This window comes from Nonomuraea sp. NPDC050733 (assembly GCF_040654215.1).
GTDB lineage: Bacteria > Actinomycetota > Actinomycetes > Streptosporangiales > Streptosporangiaceae > Nonomuraea.
The window spans coordinates 179,745-199,047 of the sequence record NZ_JBFAHO010000002.1 but is presented as its reverse complement, the minus strand read 5'-3'; the positions used below and the strand labels follow the sequence as shown (position 1 = coordinate 199,047).

Sequence of the window (19,303 nt, the reverse complement as noted above, 5' to 3'; positions counted from 1 at the left end):
CGGGCGTGTCGCCCGGAGCCCCGCCCCGCTCCCCGGTGTCGCGTCACGCAGGGGCGGCGTCCTACTCCCCCGTGTCGTGTCAAGCAGGGGACCGGCCCGCTTCCCCGATCCGTGTCACGCAGGGGACCGGCTTACTCCCCCACCTCGTGTCACATCACCGAGCCTCGCCCCCTGGCGCCAGGCCGGGCGGGGATCGTGCCCGGTCAGCCCTCCGGCGTCACCGCCGCCTTGGCCGCCGCCTCCGGTCCGTCCTTGAGCAGGATCTCGAAGCCCGCCTCGTCCAGGATCGGCACCCCCAGGCTGACCGCCTTGTCGTACTTGGACCCGGCGTTCTCCCCGACGACCACGAACGCGGTCTTCTTCGACACCGACCCCGACACCTTGCCGCCCCGGCTGGTGAGCGCCTCGGCGGCGGAGTCGCGCGTGTAGCCCTCCAGCGTGCCCGTCACCACGAACGTGAGCCCGTCGAGGATCTGCGGCCCCTTCTCCGGCGCCGGCTCGTCCTCCATGCGGACCCCGGCCGCGCGCCAGCGCTCGACGATCTCGCGGTGCCAGTCGACCTGGAACCACTCGCGGATCGTCGCCGCCGTACGGGGCCCGATGTCCTTGACCGCGGCCAGCTCCTCCTCCGAGGCGTTCATGATGGCGTCCATCGAGCGCATCTCGCGGGCGAGGAGCTGGGCGGTGGGCGGGCCGATGTGGCGGATCGACAGCGCCACCAGGACCCGCCAGAGCGGCACCTGCTTGGCCTGCTCCAGCGACTCCATCAGCTTGACCGCGTTCTGGCTGGCCTCGCCGTTGAGGTTGGAGAAGAACGAGACGACCTTCTCCCCGCCCGTCTTCGGGTCGATCTTGGGCAGGCCGCTGTCCATGTCGCGCACCACGGAGCGGATCGGGATGAGCTGGTCGAGCGTCAGGTCGAACAGGTCGGCCTCGGTGCGCACCACCGGCTCCTGCGGCGGCAGCGGCTGGGTGAGCGCGGTGGCCGCGACGTAGCCGAGGCCGTCGATGTCGAGGGCGTAGCGCCCGGCCGCGAAGTAGAGGCGCTCGCGGATCTGCGCGGGGCAGCCGCGGGCGTTGGGGCAGCGCAGGTCGGCGTCGCCCTCACGCTCGTAGGCCAGCTCGGTGCCGCACTCGGGGCAGTGCGTCGGCATGACGAACTCCCGCTCGGAGCCGTCGCGCAGCGCCGTCACCGGCCCGACGACCTCGGGGATGACGTCGCCCGCCTTGCGCAGCACCACGGTGTCGCCGATCAGCACGCCCTTCTTGACCACGATCGCGGCGTTGTGCAGGGTGGCCCGCTCCACCGTGGACCCGGCCACGGTCACCGGCTCCATCACGGCGAACGGCGTGACCCGGCCGGTGCGGCCGACGCCCACCTGGATGTCGAGGAGCTTGGTGTTGACCTCCTCCGGCGGGTACTTGTAGGCGATCGCCCAGCGCGGCGCCCGCGAGGTGGAGCCCAGCTCCCGCTGGAGGCGGAAGTCGTCCACCTTGACCACCACGCCGTCGATCTCGTAGGCGGGGTCGTGCCGGTGGACGTGGTAGTGCTCGATGAACCGGTCGACCTCCGCCGGGCTGGCCACGACCTGGTACAGGTCGCTCACCGGCAGCCCGAAGGCACGCAGCCGCTCGTACATCTCGGACTGGGTGCGCGGCGGGGTGGCGCCCTCCCAGACGCCGACCCCGTGAACGATCATGCGGAGCGGCCGCTGCGCGGTGACGCGCGGGTCCTTCTGCCGCAGGGTGCCGGCCGCGGAGTTGCGCGGGTTGGCGAAGGGGGGCTTGGCCTGCTCGACGAGCTGCTCGTTGAGCGTCTTGAAGTCGGCGACCGGGATGTAGACCTCGCCGCGCACCTCGACCAGGCTGGGCACGTCGTCGCCCGTCAGCCGGTGGGGCACGCCCTTGATGGTGCGGACGTTGGCCGTCACGTCGTCGCCGGTGCGGCCGTCGCCCCGGGTGGCGCCGCGCTCCAGCCTGCCGTCGCGGTAGACGAGCGCGACCGCGAGCCCGTCGATCTTGAGCTCCACGAGGTAGGGGCCGGGGTCGCGCTCGGCGAGCCGCTCGGCGCGCGCCTGCCAGGCGGCCATGTCAGCGGCGTTGAAGGCGTTGTCGAGGCTCTCCATGCGGGCGAGGTGGTCGACCTTGGCGAAGTCGCCCGAGACCGGCGCGCCCACGTTCTGGGTCGGCGAGTCGGGCGTCTGGAGCGAGGGGTGCGCCTCCTCCAGCGCCAGCAGCTCGTTGAACCAGGCGTCGAACTGGGCGTCGCTGACCGTGGGCTGGTCGAGCACGTAGTAGCGCCAGCGGGCCTCCTCGACCAGCTCCGACACCTCTGCATGCCGCTTCAGCGCCTCCACCGGCACGCCCCCGGCCTCGGTGTTCAGCTCGCTCACGCCGGCACTCCTTCCTTCCTCGACCCCTGGGAGAACGCTATCGCCGGGCACCGACAAGATTGGCCAGGTGGGGGCGTCATTCGGCGCCCCCCGCCTCCGGATCGTCACGGAGCACCCGGGCCGCCTTCCGGCAGGCCGCCAGGGCCGCCCTCGCGTACGCGGGTGAGGCGCCGGCCAGCCCGCACGACGGGGTGAGCACCACCTGCCCGGCCAGCCGCTCCGCCGGGAACCCGAGCCGCCGCCACAGCTCCACGGCGGGCTTGGCGACGACGCCCACGTCCGGCAGCCGCGTGTCGGTGCCGGGCACCACGCCGAGGAACAGCAGCAGCCCGGCCTCCGCCGCCTCGCCGACCGCCTCCTCGTCGCGCCGCCTGACCAGGGACGCGTCCACGGAGATGCCGCGCACGCCCGCGCGGCGCAGCAGGTCGTACGGGACGGACGGCGCGCAGCAGTGGACGATCGGCGCGGGGAACCGGCGCAGCGACGCCTCCACCCGCCACTCCTCCACGGCGGCCAGCCGGCCGAAGCCCGAGGCGGTCGGCACGGTGCCGGCCAGCACCCCCGGCAGACCGGGCTCGTCGAGCTGGAGCACCACCTCGGTGACGCCGGGCAGGCGCCGCCGCACCTCCGCGACGTGCTCGGCGACGCCCTGGGCGAGGGAGTCGGTCAGGTCGCGCACGGCCCCGTGGTCGGACAGCACCTTGTCGCCGTGGCGCAGCTCCAGCGCGCTCGCCAGCGTCCACGGGCCGCACACCTGCACCTTCAGCGGCCCTTCGTAGGCGTGGCCCACCTCCTCCAGGCCGTCGAGGTCGCGCCTGAGGTGGTCCACGGCCCGCTGGTGGTCGCGCCCCGGCCGGCCGGTCAGCCGCCAGCCCGACGGCTGCACCTCCACCGGCAGCTCCACCAGCAGCCCCGCCGTACGGCCGATCATGTCCGCGCCCACCCCCCGCGCGGGGAGCTCCGGAAGGTAGGGCAGGTCCGGCAGCTCGCCGAACACGAGCCGTGCCGCCTCCAGGTGATCCTGTCCCGGCTGCGACCCGACCCCGGTGGCTTCCCACGTCAACATGGGACAAGCGTAGGCTCTCCAAGATGAGACTCACCAAATATGGCCACGCCTGCGTGCGGCTCGAGAAGGACGGCAAGGTCCTCGTCATCGACCCGGGGATGTTCAGCGAGGCCGAGGCCCTGGACGGCGCCGACGCGGTGCTGATCACCCACCAGCACGCCGACCACGTCGTCCCCGACCGGCTGAGGGCCGCCCCGGCGGAGCTGGAGATCTGGACGTGCGAGGCGGTCGCCGAGGAGCTGGCCGCGGCGGAAGGGTTGCCCGCCAAGGTGCGGACGGTGCGCCACGGCGACACGTTCGAGGTGGCGGGGTTCGGGGTGAAGGCGTTCGGCGAGTGGCACGCGGCGAACCATCCCGACATGCCGATCGTGCAGAACGTCGGCTTCATGATCGACGACGAGGTGTTCTACCCGGGCGACGCGCTCACGGTGCCCGAAGCCGACGTGCCGACCCTCCTGGTGCCCACCTCCGCGCCGTGGCTGAAGTTGCCGGAGATGATCGAGTACCTGCGCAAGGTACGGCCGGCGCGGGCGTACTCCACGCACGACGCGCTGTACAGCGACGTGGGGCTGGGCCTGCTGGACACCTGGCTCAAGCTGGAGTCGGACAAGCAGGGCGCCGACATCCGGCGCATCCCCGTCGGCGAGTCGGTCACCCTCGGCTGACAGCACCGCCCCGGGCCGACCGCGCCCGGGAGCACGGGCTTCGGGTCAGGCGGCGTGGCTGACCGTGACTGATCGTGGCGCTCGGCCGTCAGGCGGCGTGGCTGATCGTGGCGCTGCCGATGACGGTCGCGCCGGAGTAGAGCACCGCCGCCTGGCCCGCGGCGACGCCCGTGGCCGGGCGGTCCAGCTCGATGCGCAGCCCGTCACCGGTCTCCTCGAAGCGGCACCCGTACACCTCGCCGTGCGCGCGGAGCTGGACGGTCAGGTCGCCGAGCCGGCCGGGCGGGTCGTCGGTGGCGGACGGCCCGTTCCACACCGGACGGCCACACGTGATCGTCGTGACCTCCAGCGCCGACCGCGGCCCCACGGTGACCGTGTTGGACACCGGCTCGATCGACAGCACGTAGCGCGGCCTGCCGTCGGAGGCGGGCCGGTCGATGCGCAGGCCCTTGCGCTGCCCCACCGTGAACCCGTGGGCCCCCTGGTGGCTGCCCACCACCTCGCCCGACTCGTCCACGATCGGCCCCTCGGCCTCGCCCAGCCGCTGCGCCAGGAAGCCCCGCGTGTCGCCGTCGGCGATGAAGCAGATGTCGTGGCTGTCGGGCTTGTCGGCGACGGTCAGGCCGCGCCGGGCGGCCTCCTCACGCACCTCGGCCTTGGTGGAGTCGCCCAGCGGGAAGATCGCGTGGCTGAGCTGCTCGCGGGTGAGCACGCCCAGCACGTACGACTGGTCCTTGCCCTGGTCGACGCTGCGGGACAGCACGCCGTCCACGAGCCTGGCGTGATGGCCGGTCGCCACGGCGTCGAACCCGAGCGCCAGCGCCCGGTCGAGCACCGCCGCGAACTTGATCTTCTCGTTGCAGCGCAGGCACGGGTTGGGCGTGCGGCCCGCCGCGTACTCGGCCACGAAATCCTCGACCACGTCACGCTGGAAGCGCTCAGCCATGTCCCAGATGTAGAACGGGATGCCGATCACGTCGGCGGCGCGGCGCGCGTCCCGCGAGTCCTCGATCGTGCAGCAGCCCCTGGCTCCCGTACGGTGGGATTGAGGGTTGGCCGACAGGGCGAGATGGACACCGGTGACCTCGTGGCCGGCCTCGGCGATCCGGGCCGCGGCCACGGCTGAGTCGACGCCGCCCGACATGGCGGCAAGCACACGCAATCCCATGACGTTCCAAGCGTACTGTCCCGTGGAGAGTGCGCCTCGCGCCGACGGCGGCCCGCCGCGAGCCGGTGACGGTCCGTGCCGCCTGATGACGGCCGGCCGCGACGGATGCCCCCGCTCGCCCTCGGGCGGTCGCTCCGGGGTGAGGAGGCGAGGACGCGCGAGGTCTGAAAGGATGCACGGCTATGCGACTGTTCGGGCGCAAGGATGGCGAGGACGGCACCGGTGGGCAGGGGACGGGCGGGCCGGGTGCCGGCGTGCCCGCGTTCTGGGCGTGGTGGCAGGAGGCGCGGCCCCGCGTCGAAGCCGCGGTGGCGGCCGGTGACACGGACGGCCTGGCGGAGCTGCTCGACCCCGTCGTGAGCGCGCTGCATCCCGGCCTGGTCTGGGAGCTGGCCCCCGGCAAGGAGGCGGCGCACGCCCTGGTGGTGACCGCCGCGGGCGACGCCGAGCTGCGCCCGCTGGCCCACCGCTGGGCCAGGGCGGCGCCGGAGGGCGACCTGCTGTGGGAGTTCCACCCGTCGCGGCAGGCCGACCCGCGCGCCTCGGAGCGGACCCTCGACGTGGACGAGCACACGGTGGAGCTGGACAAGCTGACGCTGGGTCTGCGCGTGCCGCGCGACGGCTCGCGCGTGGACGTGTCGGCCTACCACCCGATCTTCGGCGAGCTCGACGAGGAGGTCCGGATGGAGGCGACGCTGCTCGCCCTCGACTGGCTGCTGGGCGAGGACGACGTGGCCCGGTGGGTGGGCGAGATCACGCCGGTGACGTTCGAGCCGATCGACGCGGTGGCCGCCGCGCACCTGCCGGCCGTGGTCGCCGACCTGGCCTCGGACCTCGCCCCCGCCCCCGGCGAGGAGCAGTGGGCGCTGCTGGAGGGGCAGACGGCCGGCGGTGCGCCGCTGCACGCGACCGCCCGTCATCCGCTGCGGCCGGTGGACCATCCGCTGTTCGACCGGCACATCGAGATCACGCTGCCGTACCGGCACCGCGACGAGGGCGGCCTGCCCGCAGTCGGCTCACTGACCTCGCTGAAGTCCTTCGAGGATCGGCTCACCGCCGGGCTGCTCGACCGCCGGGAGACGGCCCTGCTGGCCGTCCGGCTGAGCGCCGAGGGGTTGCGGATCTTCCACCTGTACGCCGACCGGGACGGCGACGCCCACACCTGGGTCGAGGAGCTGGCCAAGGGGTGGGCCGAGGGCAGGGCGCGGGTGCGGGTGTCGGACGACCCCGCCTGGACGGCGGTCGCCCCCTTCCTCACCTGACTTCTCTCTTCTTGACGGCGGACCGGCCTGACGGCGGACCGGCTTGGCGCCGGACCGGCTTGGCGCCGGACCGGCTTGGCGGCGGATCGGCCGGGTCAGCCGAGGCCGGCGCGGCGGGCGCGCTCGACGGCCGCCGGGAGCACCTCGATGAGCCGGTCCACGTCCTCCCGCGTCGAGGTGTGACCGAGCGAGAACCTGAGCGACCCGCGCGCCGCCACCGTGTCGGCCCCCATGGCCAGCAGCACGTGGGACGGCTGGGCCACCCCCGCCGAGCAGGCCGAGCCGGTCGAGCACTCCACGCCCTTGGCGTCGAGCAGCATGAGCAGCGCGTCGCCCTCGCAGCCGGGGAACGAGAAGTGGGCGTTGCCCGGCAGCCGCTCCCCCGGGTCGCCGTTGAGCACGACGTCGGGCACCGCCTGACGTACGCGCCGGATGAGGTCGTCGCGCAGCTCCGTCAGCCGTAGCCGCTGGCTCTCCTGCTCCTTGACCGCGACCCGCACCGCGGCGGCGAAGCCCGAGATGGCGGGCACGTCCAGCGTGCCCGAGCGCACGTCGCGCTCCTGCCCGCCGCCGTGCTGCACGGGGACGGGCGTCAGGCCGCGCGCCAGCAGCAGCGCGCCGACACCGACCGGCCCGCCTGTCTTGTGGCCGCTGACGGTGATGGCGTCGGCGCCCGACTCGGCGAACGACACGGGGAGCTGGCCGACCGCCTGCACCGCGTCGGTGTGGAACGGGATGTCGTGCTCGTGCGCCACCGCCGCCAGCGCCTGGACCGGCTGGACGGTGCCGACTTCGTTGTTGGCCCACATCACGCTGACCAGGGCGACGCCGCCGGGGTCGCGGGCGATGGCGGCGCGCAGCGTGTCGGGGTGGACGCGGCCGACCTCGTCGACCGGCAGCGGCTCCACCTGGGCGCCCTGCGTGTCGGCCAGCCAGTGGACGGGGTCGAGGCCGGCGTGGTGCTCGATCGAGCTGATCAGGATGCGGCGGCGCGGGGCGCGCGCCCAGTAGAGGCCCTTGAGGGCGAGATTGTCGGCCTCGGTGCCGCCGGAGGTGAACACCACCTCGCTCGGGCGGGCGCCGAGCGCGTCGGCGATGGTCTCGCGCGCCTCCTCGACGACCCTGCGCGCCCGCCGCCCGGCCGCGTGCAGCGACGAGGCGTTGCCGACCTGGCCGAGCTGCTCCGTCATGGCCTCGATCGCCTCGGGGAGCATGGGCGTGGTCGCGGCGTGATCGAGGTAGGCCGACGGTCTGTTCACCCACCAAGGGTATCTCGTTTGCCCCTGTACCGTCCGGACGGTACAGTAGACGCATGAGACGGGACGAGCTGCTGGACGCCGCGGAGGATCTGCTGTGCGATCAGGGCTCGGCCGCGCTCACGCTCTCCGCCGTCGCCGACCGCGCGGGGGTGAGCAAGGGCGGTCTCCTCTACCACTTCAGTAGCAAGGAGACCCTGATCAAAGCCATGGTCGAGCGCCTCATCGACGACTTCGACCAGCTCATGGCCGCCCAGCCGGGCGACACCTACACCGAGCGCTACCTCACGGCCACGCTGGCCGCCGTGCGCTCGGGCAGGCTGCGAAGATGGGCCGTCGTGACCGGCGCCTCGGGCAACCTGTTCCTGCTGGCGCCGCTGCGCGAGGCCATGACCCGCTGGCACCGCGACGAGCTGCGCGGGGAGCCCGACCCGCTGGCGTCGCAGATCGTACGGCTCGCGTGTGAGGGGCTCTGGGACGTGGCCAGTCACGACCCGGAGCTCAACACGGAGAGCGACCTGCAGGCCCTGGAGGCCCGGCTCCGCTCCCTGCTGAAACCTCCTCCCATGTCCTAGCGCCCCTGGGGTTCCCCTCCGCCGCGGTCCGTCCGCGGCCCGCTCCGGGTGCCGCGCCCGGGGTTTCGGGTGCGGTTTCCGGTCGGGTCGTGAACGCGGCGCGCGGGCGGAAATAAGGCGGCGCGGGGCGGTGTTGGAGGCTCTGGCTCGGGAATCGTGCCTGGTCACGGTGGCCGGTGCGGGGCTGGAATCGGAGACGCGATTTCGGTCTCCTCTGGACGCCGCGGATCGCCGCGGTCCCTGCGGTCCTTGATCCCTCTCGTGGCCTCGCCGACGGCGCGGCGGTCTGCGCGCGGCTCGGCGGTCGGGCCGGGACGCCTTGGCCCCAGCCGGAACGCTCCAGGCCGAGCGGCACGCCCCGTCCGAGCGCTGCGCCCTGGCTTCGGAGAGACACCGGCCGAGCCGGAGGCGCCGTGCCCGGACGCGCGAAGGCGCGGACCTCGTCCCAGCCTCCACGGCCGGGGCGGCATGCCGCCCCCTCCTGCCCTCAGGACGGCGGCCGCCTGCCCCAAGGCGCCCGACAGCCCCAAGGGGCGCGGAATTCCCGCCGCCCCACCCCTCCCCCCGAAGGGCGCCGGTTCCCTCTGGGTGCCGGCCCCGCCGGCCTCCCGAACGGACGCCGGTCCCCTCCGGCGCCCGATCCCCCGACATTCCGACTGACTGACCTTGCGTGACGCTCTGAGAGGTGTGCTGATGGCGAAGGACCTGCGGATGGCCCGATACGGGGCGATCCTTACATTTGTGATGGCCGGCTTGATGGTGGGCACGATGACTGTGCGCATCCCGGCGCTGACCGACAAGCTGGGCCTGTCGGAGTCCGTCGTGGGCACGATCCTGCTCGTCTGGGGCCTCGGCGCCCTCGTCACCATGCAGTCGATGCGCCGCGCCATGGCCCGGTTCGGCAGCAGGTCGGTCCTGCGCGTCGGCGGGCCGCTGACGGCGGTCGGCCTGGCCGCCGTGGCCTACGCGCCGAACCTGCCCGTCCTGCTGGCCGCCGCCGCGTTCTTCGGCATGGCGTTCGGCATGGTGGACATCGCCATGAACGCTCAGGGCTCCACGGTTGAGCGCGCTTACGGACGTCCCCTCATGAACGGCATGCACGCGGGCTGGTGCGTCGGCGCCATCTCCGCCGGCGCCGTGGGCAGCCTGGCCATCGCAATGGGCATGTCGTTCACCGCCAACCTGGCGGCCGTCGGCCTGGTCTCCCTGCCGGTGATGATCCTGGCCGGCCGCGCCTACCTGCCCGAGGCCCCCGCCTCCGAGGCCGGCACGGCCGCGCGGCGCCGCATGCCGCCGATCGTCTACCTGCTGGGCGCGCTGATGTTCTTCGCGTTCATGGTCGAGGGCACGGTCGCCGACTGGAACGGCCTGTTCATGCGCGACACGCTGGGCGCGCCGGAGGCGCTGGCGGCGCTCGGCTATCCCGTGTTCGAGGCGGGCATGCTGCTCGCGCGGCTGACCGGTGACCGGCTGCGGTCCCGGTTCGGGGTGCGCGGCATGCTGACCGTGTCGGGGCTGGCCACGGCCGGGTTCTTCACGGTCGTGCTGGCGGCGCCCGCGCCGCTGATGGCGGTGCTCGCGATGTTCTTCGTCGGGCTGGGCGTGGCGACGATCTCGCCGATGACGCTCTCGCTCGCCGGGACCGCCACGGACAACCCGGGTCCGGCCATCGCGCAGGCCGGGGCCATGGGGTACGCGGGGCTGCTGCTCGGGCCGGTCGTGATCGGCTTCCTGTCGGACGCCACCTCGCTGCGTACCGCGCTCGGGATCGCGGTGGTGCTCGGCGTGCTGATCGCGCTGGCGGCCCGCCTGCTGCCGCGCGAGGAGCCGGCCGCGGTCCGCGTCCTGCCGGCACGCGACCGCGAGCGCGTTGAGGTCGCCGCCTGAGACCCCACGCTCGGGGCGTCACGCGAACGGCACCGCATGAGCCACGCGAAGGCTGAGCCACACGAACGGTACCGCACGAACGAGCCACGCGAACGGCTGAGCCACGCGAACGGCGCCGCACGGATGATCCGTGCGGCGCCGTTCCGCGTCGTCGAGAACGTGCCTTGCACCACTGGGGCAACTGCCTGCTCACGGGCCGGCAGTCTTCCACGCGGAACTGGACGCGGCCGGCAACGATGCTCGGCCGCCCGAAGGCGGTGATCGCGAACCGATGGTGCCCGCGCTGCCGGCGTTAGCAGCCGCTCTACGTGAACAGGTCCTGAAGAGTCTGGGCGGTCACCGCGCGGGTGGTCCAGCTTTCCAGCTGGGCAAGATCAGCGCAGGTGGAGATCCGGGCGCGTAGGTCGTCTGGAACGTCGAAGCCACGGGCGCCCAGCACGAGCAGGAGCATCCTGGCCGCCTCTTCGGCCTTGCCCTCATCGAGACCGCGGCCGTAGTGTTCGCGGGCAAAGGGGCTGTAGACGGGCCAGTCTGTGGACGTCATGATCTCCTCCAGGAGGCGCCGTACTTCGGGTGCTGACATGCTGTAGGTGTATTCAGCCGGATCAGCGGGGTGGCAGGCAGGTCCATTCCAGAAGGTCACGCAAAACCTCGACCGCCAGGGGGCGGTTGCTGAACAGCCGGATGAGGGCGTCATGACGGAGGGACGGCATGACACTTATCGTAATGCTCCAGGCACACATGGTTACGAGAAATGGCCGGCGAACTCGCGTTCCGGGGGGAGCTACGCCCCCAACGCCACGCCACCACCGCTGACATCTTCCGACGCACAGCCCTGACTGTTGGTCTCTCGAAGGTGGCGCCATCCAATGATGTGCAGCGTTCCCTGCCATGTGACACCGGTCCGACGTCGTTGGCAGCCGAATCGGCGAAGCGGCTCTTGAGCGGGGGTTTGGGGGGCCGCGCCCCCCAATGTCACAGTCCGAGCCCCATGCGCGAAGCGCCCCACTGCGAGGACCGCGCCGTTATAGCCGGGGGTTTGGGGGGCTGCGCCCCCCAATGTCACAGCCTGAGCCCCATGCGCGAAGCGCCATTCAGCCAAGACCGTGCTCTCCCCTGCGACTACTTGCGCTTGGCGACCTCTTCGGCGAGCTGCGGCACGACCTGGTGCAGGTCGCCCACCACGCCGTAGTCGGCGAGCTCGAAGATCGGCGCCTCCGGGTCCTTGTTGATCGCCACGATCGTCTTCGCGGTCTGCATGCCGGCCCGGTGCTGGATGGCGCCGGAGATGCCGGCCGCGATGTAGAGCTGCGGCGACACGGTCTTGCCCGTCTGCCCGACCTGGAACTGGTGCGGGTACCAGCCGGCGTCCGTGGCGGCGCGGGAGGCGCCCACGGCCGCGCCGAGCGCGTCGGCCAGGCCCTCGATGACCGAGAAGTTCTCGGCCGAGCCGACGCCGCGCCCGCCGGAGACCACGATCGCGGCCTCGGTGAGCTCCGGACGCGCGCCCTTCTCCTGCTTGACCCGCTCGACGATGCGGGCCGCCCTGGCGGTGTCGCTCAGCGAGAGCGACACCTCCTCCTCCGTGCCGGCGCCGGAGGCGGGCTCGGGGGCGGTCGAGTTGGGGCGTACGGCGACGATGGGCGTGCCCCTGCGCACCCGGGAGCGGACGTTGACGCCGCCACCGAAGATCGACTGGTCGGCCACGAAGCCCTCGCCGAGGCCCACGGCGTCGGTGATGACGCCCGAGTCGGTCTTGACCGCGAGGCGGCCGGCGACCTCCTTGCCCTCGGCCGTGGCCGCCACCAGCACCGCGGCGGGCGACTTCTCGGCCACGAGCTGGGCGAGCAGCTCGGCCTTGGGGGCCACCACGTAGTCGACCACGTCGCTGGAGGAGGCGACGTAGATCTTCTCGGCGCCGTACTCGGCCAGCCTGGCCTTGGCCCCGTCGGTGATGCCGGGGCCGGCCCAGACGGCGGCCGGCGTGCCGAGGGAGCGGGCCAGCGTCAGCAGCTCCAGCGTGACCTTCTTGACCTCGCCGTCGACCTGCTCGACGAGAACGAGAATCTCCGACATATCAGCAAAACCCCCGTTCTCAGATGAACTTCTTGGAGGCGAGGAACTCGGCGGCCTTCACGCCGCCGTCGCCCTCGTCCTTGACGATGGTGCCGGCCGCGCGCGGCGGGGCCGCGGCGAAGTCGACGACCTCGGACCAGGCCGCGCCGAGGCCCACCTGGTCCGCGGCGATCTCGGCGTCGGCGATGCCGAGCGTCTCGACCGGCTTCTTCTTGGCCGCCATGATGCCCTTGAAGGACGGGTAGCGCGGCTCGTTGATCTTCTCCACCACGGAGACGACGGCGGGCAGGGTGGCCTCGACCCGGTCGAACCCGTAGTCGGTCAGCCGCTGGATCGTGATGGACGACCCGTCGACCTCGACCTTGTTGGCGAGCGTGAGCTGCGGGGTGCCGAGCCGCTCGGCCAGCATCGCGGCGAGCAGGCCGGTGCGGGCGTCGGTGGATTCGGAGCCCAGGATGACCAGGTCGAAGCCGATCCGCTTCAGCGCCTGCGCCATCGCGTAGGAGGTGGACAGCGCGTCGGAGCCGTGCAGGGCGTCGTCGCTGAGGTGGACCGCCTTGTCGGCGCCCATGGCCAGGGCCTTGCGGATGGTCTCGGTGGCCTTGCCGGGGCCCATGGTGAGGACGGTGACCTCACCGCCGTGGGCCTCCTTGAGCTTGAGGGCCTCCTCGACCGCGTACTCGTCCAGCTCGTTGACCACGCCGTCTACGGCGTCACGGTCGAGCGTCTTGTCATCGGACCGCAGCTTGCGCTCGGTCGCCGTGTCGGGGACCTGCTTCACGCAGACGACGATGTTCATGGCCGGTGGCCGACCTCCCGTGTTCGCGTGCGCCACCGCGTCGGTGCGGCGGGCGCTGGATGCTGTCCAGACTGCCAGGTGTCGCGTGGGCTCCGTGACAGCGGGTGGCACGGGTCGTTCCCGGCCCCCCGCCGACATGTTACCCACGGGTAGCTTCGACGCAAACACGGCCTTCCGTACCCGCGTCTCGGCTTCACCAGGCCCACACTACCGAACTTTGTTCGGTACGCTGCGAGGGGGCACCGGGTCAGGCGGACAGCAGGAACACGATCCCGACGACCAGCGCGGTGCCCGCGAAGAGCGCGAGCGTGAACGTGCTGAACGCCACGCTCAGTCCCAGGCACAGCCCCGCCGCGCCCGCGATGCTCGCGAAGTCCACGACGATCCGGCTCGTCCGGTACGGCCTGTGGGAGAACAGCGCCACCCCCGCGTCGGCCACCACCGCCAGCGTGTAGCCGGCCAGCAGGAACAGCGCCACCTCCGGCAGCGGCTCGCGCGCCGCGGCGGCCAGCAGCGCCACGAACATGGCCGACCCGATCACCCAGCGCCTGCGCACCTTCTCCCGGTGCCGCGCCATGGACTCCTCGGGGGAGCGGCGCCGCCGGTCGTCGCCGGGCCGCCACTCGCGCGTCTCCAGATCGTGCAGCCCCTCACGGCGACGCTCGGCCCGCGATCGGCGGCGCTCACGACGCAGGTCCGGCAACCGCCCGCCGGACAGTCCGGGCAGGTCCAGCCGCGCCGCCTCACCATCGGGCGACCCCACACCAGGCAACCCGGCACTGGGCAGACCCGTACCCGACGCTCCCGCACCAGGCGCGCCGGGCGGGTCGGCGGGCCGCGGCCAGAGGGTCGGACCGCCGGCAGCCGCGCCACCCGGCGGAGGAGCACCCGCCGCCAGAGCGCCCCCGGCTGAACCGCCCGGCACGGACTCCCCCGTCGAAGAGGCGAAGGCGGCCGAGGCGGCGGGCGATGAGGCGGCGGGCGAAGGGGCGGGCGGCTGCCGCCCGTCGTGCGCCTCCACCGTCCCAGCTTGCGCGGGCCCGGCCAGGGCGCCCAGGTGCGTGTACAGCTCGGCGGCCGTCGGACGGTCCGCCGGGTCCGTGGACAGGCAGCGGCGCAGCAGCGGCTCCAGCCACTCCGGCGTCCCCTCCAGGTCCGGCTCGTGGTGGACGACCCGGTAGGCCACCGCCGAGGCCGGGCCCTGCCCGTACGGCTGGCGTCCGGTGGCCGCGTACGCCAGCGTGGCGCCGAAGGAGAACACGTCGGCCGCCATGCCCGCCTCATGGCCTTCGAGCACCTCAGGCGCCAGGTAGCCCGGCGTGCCCACCACCGCCCCCGAGGCCGTCACCGACAGCGAGTCGAGCGCGCTCGCGATGCCGAAGTCGATGACCACGGCCCGCCCTTCGGCCATCATCACGTTGGCCGGCTTGAGGTCGCGGTGGATGACCCCGGCCCCGTGCATGGCGAGCAGCGCGGCGGCCAGCCCGGCCGCGAGCCGCGGCAGGTCGGCCACCGGTACGGGCATCGCGCTGAGCGGCCTGCCCTGGACGTACCGGGTCACGAGGTACGGCCGCGCCACGTCCAGCGAGGCGTCGAGCACCTCCGCCACGTACGGGCCGCCGACCCGGCGCATCGTCTCCACCTCGCGCGCCAGCCGCGCCAGCGCGACGGTGTCGGCCGCGACGTGCGGATGCAGCACCTTGACCGCGACCGTGCGCCCTTCGGGGTCGAGCGCGAGATGCACCTGGCCGAAACCGCCGGAGCCGAGCCTGGAGAGCAGGTGGTACGGGCCGAGATGCTCGCTCATACCGCTTCCTTCCCCTCAGGGGCGCGTCGGGACACTCACGACCAGGGCGACAGGAAGCCCAATCCCACCCTTCGCAGGAGGTCGTCGACGAGACCGGTGAAAAGCCCCATCGCGCTGTCCTGGGCGTTGCGTGTCAGCTCCCTGATCACGGTCTCGGGAGCGCGCCACGGGCTCCACACCGTCTCCTGGCCCAGCGCGAACATCGTGACGACCAGCGTCAGGGTGCCCACCGCCAGCAGTGCGACCGTGGCGGCTCCGGGGCTGCGGAGCATGCCGGTGACCGCGCGGGTGACGGCCCGGCGGGGCGGTCCGCCGCCCGGCAGCATGAACAGGCCCGCCGAGAAGGCGCCGGCCGCCCACGCGGCGGCCTCGTTGACGCCCATGCCGCCGCCCCAGCGCAGCACGCCGTACGCGCAGAGACCGAACAGGATCGACAGCGGCACGTGGACCAGCGACACGAGCGCCGCCTTGACCAGCGCCCACGGGGTGCCCACGAGCACGAGCAGCGGGTCGGCGGCGCTGGAGCCGCGGATCTGGCGGCGCTTGACCATGTCGCCGAACAGGTAGTCGCCCACCCGCAGCACCACCGCCAGCGCGATGGCGACCGCGCCCACGGCGACGGGCATCATGACGGTCAGCGCGACGAGCATGACCAGCAGCAGCCCGCCGATGAGCTGGCTGGCCACGAGGTAGCGCCTGCGCTCGGCGGGCGGCGTGTACGGGGGCGGGGTGGCCGGGCGACGACTGCCCTGGGTCTCGGGCGCGCTCGCGGGCGCCGTCGGCGGCCGGTATCCGGGGGCCGGATAGCCGGGGGCCTGACCGGGATAGCCGGCGACCCGCTGGTCCGGCCGTGGCGCGGGCGGGCGGGCCGGCATGGGCGCCGGGACGTAGGGCGGCGGGCGCTCCTCCTGCCGCGGCCTGGGCGGCTCCCGCCGGGGCGGCGGCGTGCCGTACTCGACCGGCGGCAGCAGGTCGGCGTAGGAGTCGGCGGGCGAGTCGAGGACCCGGGTGCGGCTGGACAGCTTCTTGGTGCCGCCGGGGCCGGCGTCCGGCGTGGTCTCGTGGAACGTCGTGACCGACGGGTCGAGCGCCCTGGCCATCCGCAGCAGCTCCTGGGCGCTGGGCCGGGAGGTGGGCTCGACGTCGAGGGCGCGGGTGAGCCAGCCGCGCAGCCACGGGGGCGCCTTGTCGAGCTGGGCGCGCCCTTCCATGATGTTGAAGCAGACCACCTCGAACGTGCCGGTCCCGAAGGGCGGCGCGCCCGTCGCGGCGAAGAACACCGTCGAGGCCAGCGCGTGGACGTCGGCCGCCTGGGTGATCTCCGAGTCGCGGATGATCTCCGGCGCGAGGTAGCCAGGCGTGCCGACGAACATGCCCGTCTGGGTCAGCCGGGTGGCGTTGACCAGGTGGGCGATGCCGAAGTCGATGACCAGCGGCTCACCGTCGACCAGCATGACGTTGGACGGCTTGAAGTCGCGGTGGATCACGTCGGCGGCGTGGATGGCCACGAGCGCCTGGCAGAGCCCGCGGGCGAGCTTGATCACCTCGCCCGCTGCCAGCGGACCGTCGTTGAGTACGGTCTCCTCCAGCGTGCGGCCCGGCGCGAAGCGGGTCACCACGTACGGCTGGCCCCCGACGAGCTCGGCGTCGAGCACCTCGGCCACGTGCGGGCTGCGCACGCGGCGCATGGTCTCGACCTCACGGGTGAGCCGGTCGCGGGCCTTGAGGTCGGCCGCCACGTGCGGGTGCAGGACCTTGATGGCGACCTCGCGGCCCTCGGAGTCGACGCCGAGGTGGACAACCCCCATGCCGCCTTCGCCGATCTTCCGTACCACCCGGTAGGGGCCGAGCCGCTCTGGCGCCTGGGTGTTGCCCGTGCTCATCGCCGTCTTCCCCCCGTCATCCCCCCGCGTCCCCCTTCAGTCCGTTGAGCTGCTCCACCACAGGTCCCACGTTCACCGGAGTCCATACGGCCCTCCTCGCGTCGTCCCTGAACGTGCCGTAGGCGAGGACCAGCGACAGCGCCGCGACCGCCGACAGGACGCCCGCGACGACCATCGCCGCTGTTCTCGAGGGTACGAGGGAAGCGAGGGTCCTGCGCATCTGGCGCCCCGGTCCCTCCACTCCCGGCCCCGCGCACAGGGTCCAGAGGGCGACCGCCGCCCCCCAGGCCAGCGCGTTGTACGGGTCCGTCCCGAGCACCACGGTGAGCAGCAGCGTAACCGGTAGCCCGAGAATGAGCGCGTAAAGCACGAGGGCGAGCGTGATGCCCACCGACTTGGCCAGGGCTCGCGGATGCCCGAACACCCTGACCACGTCCAGCGCCGCCGCGCCGGTCGAGCGGCGGGCGATCAGCTCGGGCTGGGCCAGGTCGGCGGCGCGCAGCAGCACCGCGACGGGCACGACGACCACGGCCACCAGCACGGGCGCCATGACCGCCAGCACGATCATGATGATGAGCAGCATCGCGCCCGCCACGCCGTACGCCCGGGAGCGCTGGAGCGCCTGGCCGGGCACGGCGCCCGGGATGAACGGCTCCCGCTTGGTCCTCGGGTCCGGGGGGTACTGGGGCTGCGCGGGGATGTAGGGCGGCGGCTGCTGCTGGACGGGGCGCGGCTGCGACACCGGCGCCGGGCCGGACGGTCCGGCCGGTCCGCCCATGCCGAACCCGTGCCCGGCCGGATGTCCCGCCGGGTGCCCGCCCTGGTACCCGCCCTGATGGCCCGCCTGGTGACCGGCGCCGGGCGCGGCGTGCGGCCCGGAGAACGCGGCGGGCCCGGCGTGCGGGCCCGATCCGGGATACGGGACCGACCCGTGGGACTGGGCCGATCCGTGGGACACGGCCGGTCCGTGGGGCGGCGCCGAGGCGGCGTGCGGACCCGATCCGGGGTACGGCGCGGGGCCGGCGTTCGGTCCCGTGCCGGGCGCGGGTGAGGCGTTGGGGCGGCCGTGGTCGACGTTGGGACGGCCGTAGTCGGGCGTGTCGGGGCGTACGCGCCGGGTCGGCAGGTCGCCGTCGTGCGACGGCGGGACGTGCTCGCCAGGGCGTGCCGAGAAGGCGTCGTCGCCGGGCCGCGGCGCGTTGTGCCACGGCTGCGAGCCGCCCTCCTGCTGCATGCGGCGCAGCTCCTGGGGCGTCACGCGCCGGGTCGGCCACGGGTCGCCCTCGTCGCTCGCCCACGGGTCGTCCTGGTCGCCACCGGCGGCCGGGCCGCCCGCCTGGCCGGCCGTCTGCCCGCCCACCACGGGCGCGCCTGCCTGACCGGGGAGCAGCGACACGAACGGCTGGTCCGTCTGCGCGAGATCCTGGTGCGACGGCATCTGCCCGGAGACGCCAGAGACCCCGGGACCGGGCCCGCCCGGCCGGCCGAAGCGGACGTCCTGGCCGTCGAGGAGCTGCCGGGGCGTGACCGGCGGCGTGGAGATCTCCCACGCCGGCCGCTCCGCGACGGGCCGCGGCGCCGGCAGGTCGAACGGCGATCGGTCGGGCCCCGGCACGGTGGAGATCTCGTCGGGCGCCCGGCCCGGTGTCCGGGGCAGCATGCGCGCGGTCTGCTCGGCCAGCTCCGTCGCCTTCGGCCGCTTGGCCGGGTTGCGCTGGAAGGCGGCCTTGAGCAGCGGCTGGAGCTCGGCCGGCGCGGCGCCGATCTCGGCCTTGCCGGCGGTGATGTTGTAGAAGACCATCTCCAGCGTGCCCTTGCCGAAGGGCGGCCGGCCGGTGCTGGCGTACAGCAGCGTGCCGGCCCACGCGTGGACGTCGACCTCCGGCCCCGCCTCCTGCCCCTCGATGATCTCCGGGGCGAGGTAGCCGGGCGTGCCGATGAACATGCCGGTCTGGGTCAGCCGCGTCGCGTCGACCGCCTGCGCGATGCCGAAGTCGATGAGCACCGGCTCGCCGTCGAGGATGAGCACGTTGCCCGGCTTCAGGTCGCGGTGGATCACGCCGACGGAGTGGACGGCCGCCAGCGCCGTCGCCACGCCGTGCGCGACGCGCACCAGCGCGGGCAGGTCCAGCGGGCCGTCGTCCTTGACGATCTCGTCCAGCGAGCGTCCGGCGACGTAGCGCGTGACGATGTACGGGCGATGACCGGTCACGTCGGCGTCGACGACCTCGGCGATGTACTTGCTGCGCACGCGGCGCATGGTCTCGACCTCGCGCGACAGCCGTCGCCTGGCGACCTCGTCGCCGGCGACCTCGCCCCGCAGGACCTTGACCGCCACCTGCCGGCCCTGGGGGTCGACAGCGAGGTGGACAACGCCCATTCCGCCTTCACCGAGCCGCCTGAGCAGCCGGTAAGGGCCAAGTCGGTCATCGTTCATGGCATGAAGCACCATACCGGCTTAATCCC

General features: G+C 73.3%; 14 protein-coding genes. 4 read left to right on the top strand and 10 right to left on the bottom strand.

Annotated features, from left to right (window positions below; translation table 11 throughout):
• Positions 1–203: 203 nt before the first annotated feature.
• The gene (gene ligA, locus AB0H64_RS04560) at positions 204–2,393 is read right to left on the bottom strand and encodes an NAD-dependent DNA ligase LigA (protein ID WP_357620062.1); all 2,190 of its coding nucleotides are present in this window, start codon (positions 2,391–2,393) and stop codon (positions 204–206) included.
• Positions 2,394–2,469: 76 nt separating this feature from the next.
• Positions 2,470–3,459: a methionine synthase gene (locus AB0H64_RS04555; RefSeq protein ID WP_357620060.1), complete on the bottom strand. Its 990-nt coding sequence runs from the start codon at positions 3,457–3,459 to the stop codon at positions 2,470–2,472.
• 23 nt (positions 3,460–3,482) lie between these two features.
• Here AB0H64_RS04555 and AB0H64_RS04550 point away from each other — a divergent pair, with 23 nt between their 5' ends.
• Positions 3,483–4,124, top strand: coding sequence for an MBL fold metallo-hydrolase (locus AB0H64_RS04550; protein ID WP_357620058.1), 642 nt, complete (start codon positions 3,483–3,485; stop codon positions 4,122–4,124).
• An 88-nt stretch (positions 4,125–4,212) separates the two neighbouring features.
• On the opposite strand, the gene mnmA is transcribed toward AB0H64_RS04550, so the two are convergent.
• Positions 4,213–5,292, bottom strand: a complete 1,080-nt coding sequence (mnmA, locus tag AB0H64_RS04545) for a tRNA 2-thiouridine(34) synthase MnmA (protein ID WP_357620056.1) — start codon at positions 5,290–5,292, stop codon at positions 4,213–4,215.
• 182 nt (positions 5,293–5,474) lie between these two features.
• Here mnmA and AB0H64_RS04540 point away from each other — a divergent pair, with 182 nt between their 5' ends.
• Positions 5,475–6,554, top strand: coding sequence for a DUF695 domain-containing protein (locus AB0H64_RS04540; RefSeq protein WP_357620054.1), 1,080 nt, complete (start codon positions 5,475–5,477; stop codon positions 6,552–6,554).
• Positions 6,555–6,649: 95 nt separating this feature from the next.
• Here AB0H64_RS04540 and AB0H64_RS04535 read toward each other — a convergent pair whose 3' ends face one another.
• Positions 6,650–7,813: a cysteine desulfurase family protein gene (locus AB0H64_RS04535; RefSeq protein ID WP_357620052.1), complete on the bottom strand. Its 1,164-nt coding sequence runs from the start codon at positions 7,811–7,813 to the stop codon at positions 6,650–6,652.
• 53 nt (positions 7,814–7,866) lie between these two features.
• Here AB0H64_RS04535 and AB0H64_RS04530 point away from each other — a divergent pair, with 53 nt between their 5' ends.
• A complete protein-coding gene (locus AB0H64_RS04530; RefSeq protein ID WP_357620050.1) occupies positions 7,867–8,385 on the top strand; it encodes a TetR/AcrR family transcriptional regulator in 519 nt (172 codons plus the stop codon).
• A 693-nt stretch (positions 8,386–9,078) separates the two neighbouring features.
• A complete protein-coding gene (locus AB0H64_RS04525) occupies positions 9,079–10,272 on the top strand; it encodes an MFS transporter (RefSeq protein WP_357620048.1) in 1,194 nt (397 codons plus the stop codon).
• A gap of 304 nt (positions 10,273–10,576) precedes the next feature.
• Here AB0H64_RS04525 and AB0H64_RS04520 read toward each other — a convergent pair whose 3' ends face one another.
• From AB0H64_RS04520 to AB0H64_RS04495, 6 genes are all read right to left on the bottom strand, one after another.
• A complete protein-coding gene (locus AB0H64_RS04520; protein ID WP_357620046.1) occupies positions 10,577–10,915 on the bottom strand; it encodes a hypothetical protein in 339 nt (112 codons plus the stop codon).
• 479 nt (positions 10,916–11,394) lie between these two features.
• Positions 11,395–12,348: an electron transfer flavoprotein subunit alpha/FixB family protein gene (locus AB0H64_RS04515; protein ID WP_357620044.1), complete on the bottom strand. Its 954-nt coding sequence runs from the start codon at positions 12,346–12,348 to the stop codon at positions 11,395–11,397.
• Positions 12,349–12,367: 19 nt separating this feature from the next.
• A complete protein-coding gene (locus AB0H64_RS04510; RefSeq protein WP_357620042.1) occupies positions 12,368–13,147 on the bottom strand; it encodes an electron transfer flavoprotein subunit beta/FixA family protein in 780 nt (259 codons plus the stop codon).
• A 247-nt stretch (positions 13,148–13,394) separates the two neighbouring features.
• Positions 13,395–14,954 (bottom strand): serine/threonine-protein kinase, encoded by a 1,560-nt coding sequence (locus AB0H64_RS04505; protein WP_357620040.1) that lies wholly within the window; start codon positions 14,952–14,954, stop codon positions 13,395–13,397.
• Between the two features lie 35 nt (positions 14,955–14,989).
• Positions 14,990–16,837 carry a serine/threonine-protein kinase gene (locus tag AB0H64_RS04500; RefSeq protein ID WP_357620038.1) on the bottom strand — a complete coding sequence of 616 codons (1,848 nt, stop codon included), beginning with the start codon at positions 16,835–16,837 and terminating at the stop codon, positions 14,990–14,992.
• Between the two features lie 16 nt (positions 16,838–16,853).
• On the bottom strand, positions 16,854–19,274 hold the full coding sequence (locus AB0H64_RS04495) for a protein kinase (RefSeq protein ID WP_357620036.1): 2,421 nt from the start codon (positions 19,272–19,274) through the stop codon (positions 16,854–16,856).
• Between the last annotated feature and the right edge of the window lie 29 nt (positions 19,275–19,303).

What these genes read in the sequence shown, in the direction of transcription:
- AB0H64_RS04555 (WP_357620060.1), bottom strand. Translation starts at nt 3,459, where the DNA reads ATGTTGACGTGGGAAGCCACCGGGGTCGGGTCGCAGCCGGGACAGGAT.
- AB0H64_RS04550 (WP_357620058.1), top strand. Translation starts at nt 3,483, where the DNA reads ATGAGACTCACCAAATATGGCCACGCCTGCGTGCGGCTCGAGAAGGAC.
- mnmA (WP_357620056.1), bottom strand. Translation starts at nt 5,292, where the DNA reads ATGGGATTGCGTGTGCTTGCCGCCATGTCGGGCGGCGTCGACTCAGCC.
- AB0H64_RS04540 (WP_357620054.1), top strand. Translation starts at nt 5,475, where the DNA reads ATGCGACTGTTCGGGCGCAAGGATGGCGAGGACGGCACCGGTGGGCAG.
- AB0H64_RS04530 (WP_357620050.1), top strand. Translation starts at nt 7,867, where the DNA reads ATGAGACGGGACGAGCTGCTGGACGCCGCGGAGGATCTGCTGTGCGAT.
- AB0H64_RS04525 (WP_357620048.1), top strand. Translation starts at nt 9,079, where the DNA reads ATGGCGAAGGACCTGCGGATGGCCCGATACGGGGCGATCCTTACATTT.
- AB0H64_RS04515 (WP_357620044.1), bottom strand. Translation starts at nt 12,348, where the DNA reads ATGTCGGAGATTCTCGTTCTCGTCGAGCAGGTCGACGGCGAGGTCAAG.
- AB0H64_RS04510 (WP_357620042.1), bottom strand. Translation starts at nt 13,147, where the DNA reads ATGAACATCGTCGTCTGCGTGAAGCAGGTCCCCGACACGGCGACCGAG.
- AB0H64_RS04505 (WP_357620040.1), bottom strand. Translation starts at nt 14,954, where the DNA reads ATGAGCGAGCATCTCGGCCCGTACCACCTGCTCTCCAGGCTCGGCTCC.
- AB0H64_RS04500 (WP_357620038.1), bottom strand. Translation starts at nt 16,837, where the DNA reads ATGAGCACGGGCAACACCCAGGCGCCAGAGCGGCTCGGCCCCTACCGG.
- AB0H64_RS04495 (WP_357620036.1), bottom strand. Translation starts at nt 19,274, where the DNA reads ATGAACGATGACCGACTTGGCCCTTACCGGCTGCTCAGGCGGCTCGGT.